This window comes from Mesorhizobium sp. M7A.F.Ca.CA.004.06.1.1 (assembly GCF_003999135.1).
Classification (GTDB): Bacteria; Pseudomonadota; Alphaproteobacteria; order Rhizobiales; family Rhizobiaceae; genus Mesorhizobium.
Map to the genome: position 1 here is coordinate 1 of NZ_RZPQ01001030.1, position 1,615 is coordinate 1,615.

Annotated in this window: 1 protein-coding gene; it reads right to left on the bottom strand. The window is 65.4% G+C overall.

Annotated elements, in window-relative coordinates; genetic code table 11:
* Positions 1-34: 34 nt before the first annotated feature.
* Complete coding sequence (ftsY, locus tag EN906_RS38620; RefSeq protein ID WP_164750960.1) at positions 35-1,522, bottom strand: signal recognition particle-docking protein FtsY; 1,488 nt, start codon at positions 1,520-1,522, stop codon at positions 35-37.
* Positions 1,523-1,615: the final 93 nt, after the last annotated feature.

The window sequence follows — 1,615 nt, forward strand, 5'->3', positions numbered from 1 at the left end:
TCCAAAAAGTCTGCACCTTTTTGGGACATGCTTGTTAGGCTACTCCAGCGATCGCCCTGGCGAATTCGCTTGCTGAGAACGGTTCGAGGTCGTCGACCTGTTCGCCGACGCCGATGAAATAAACCGGCAATTTGTGTTTTGCCGCGATCGCCACCAGAATACCGCCGCGTGCCGTGCCGTCCAGCTTGGTCATCACCAGGCCGTTGACGCCGGCGATATTGCGGAAGATCTCGACCTGGTTGAGCGCGTTCTGGCCGGTGGTGGCGTCGACCGTCTGCAGCACGGTGTGCGGTGCTTCCGGATCGAGTTTGCCCAGCACGCGAACGATCTTTTCGAGCTCGGCCATCAGTTCGGTCTTGTTCTGCAGGCGGCCGGCGGTGTCGATGATCAGCACGTCGGAACCGGCTTCCCTGGCCTTCTCGAAGGCGTCATAGGCGAGCCCTGCGGCATCGGCGCCGATCTTGGAGGCGATGACCGGCGATTTCGTCCGCTCGCCCCAGATCTTCAGCTGCTCGATCGCAGCGGCGCGGAAGGTGTCGCCGGCGGCGAGCATCACCGACAGGCCGCCATCGGTGAGCTTGGCGGCGAGCTTACCGATCGTGGTGGTCTTGCCGGTGCCGTTGACGCCGACCACCAGGATGACATGCGGCTTGTGCGAGAGATCGAGCTCCAGCGGCATGGCGACATGGGTCAGCACTTTTTCCACCTCGGCCGCCATGATGGCGCGGACCTCGGTGTCGGAGACGTCCTTGCCGTAGCGGCTGGCGGCCAGCGCGTCGGTAACGCGCAAGGCCGTTTCCATGCCGAGATCGGCGCGGATCAGCACATCCTCCAGATCCTGCAGCGTCTCCTCATCCAGCTTGCGCTTGGTGAAGACGCCGGCAATGTTGCCGGTGAGCTCCTTGGAGGAGCGGGCAAGCCCGTCCTTCATGCGCTGGAACCAGGAGCGCCTCGGTGCCGGTTCGGGCGCCTTCTGCGGCTCGGCTTTCTGCTCGACCTTCTTGGTGACGGTCACCTTGCCGGGGGCGGCTTTCGGCTCCGGCGCGGGTTGTGGAAGAGGCTGCGGCTCGGGCGCGATTTCCGCAATGACCGGCTGCGATTCGACCGGGGCCGGCTGGCGAATGAGAGGTGCGATTTCGGCGGCGGGCGCTTCGGCCACGAGAGCAGCCGGCATGGCTTCCACGGGTGGCGCCGAATCTTTCGCAAGTTCGTGCTGCCCCTCACCCCTACCCTCTCCCCGTGAAGGACGGGGAGAGGGAGGCGTCAGCGTTGAGGCTTCGTCTTCGATGTTTGCAAGAGGAGGCGCAGCTTCACCGCTAGCCCCCTTCTCCCCGTCTCTATACGGGGAGAAGGTGCCGGCAGGCGGATGAGGGGCTGCGCTGACCTCTGAAGACGGCTGAAGAGGGGACGGCGCCGGTGTCGGCACCTCGATCGGGGCTGGTGTTTCGGCTGGGACCTCGACAGGCGTCGGCACTTCGACCGGGGCCGGCTCCGGCTGCTTTTCCGGCCGCGACGGGATGATCTCCGGCTCGGCCGGCGCCGGAGCAGGGACTTCTTGCGGCTGCGGTTCGGGCGTGGGTTCCGGAACGGCGGGAGGTGTTGGTATCTCCTCGGG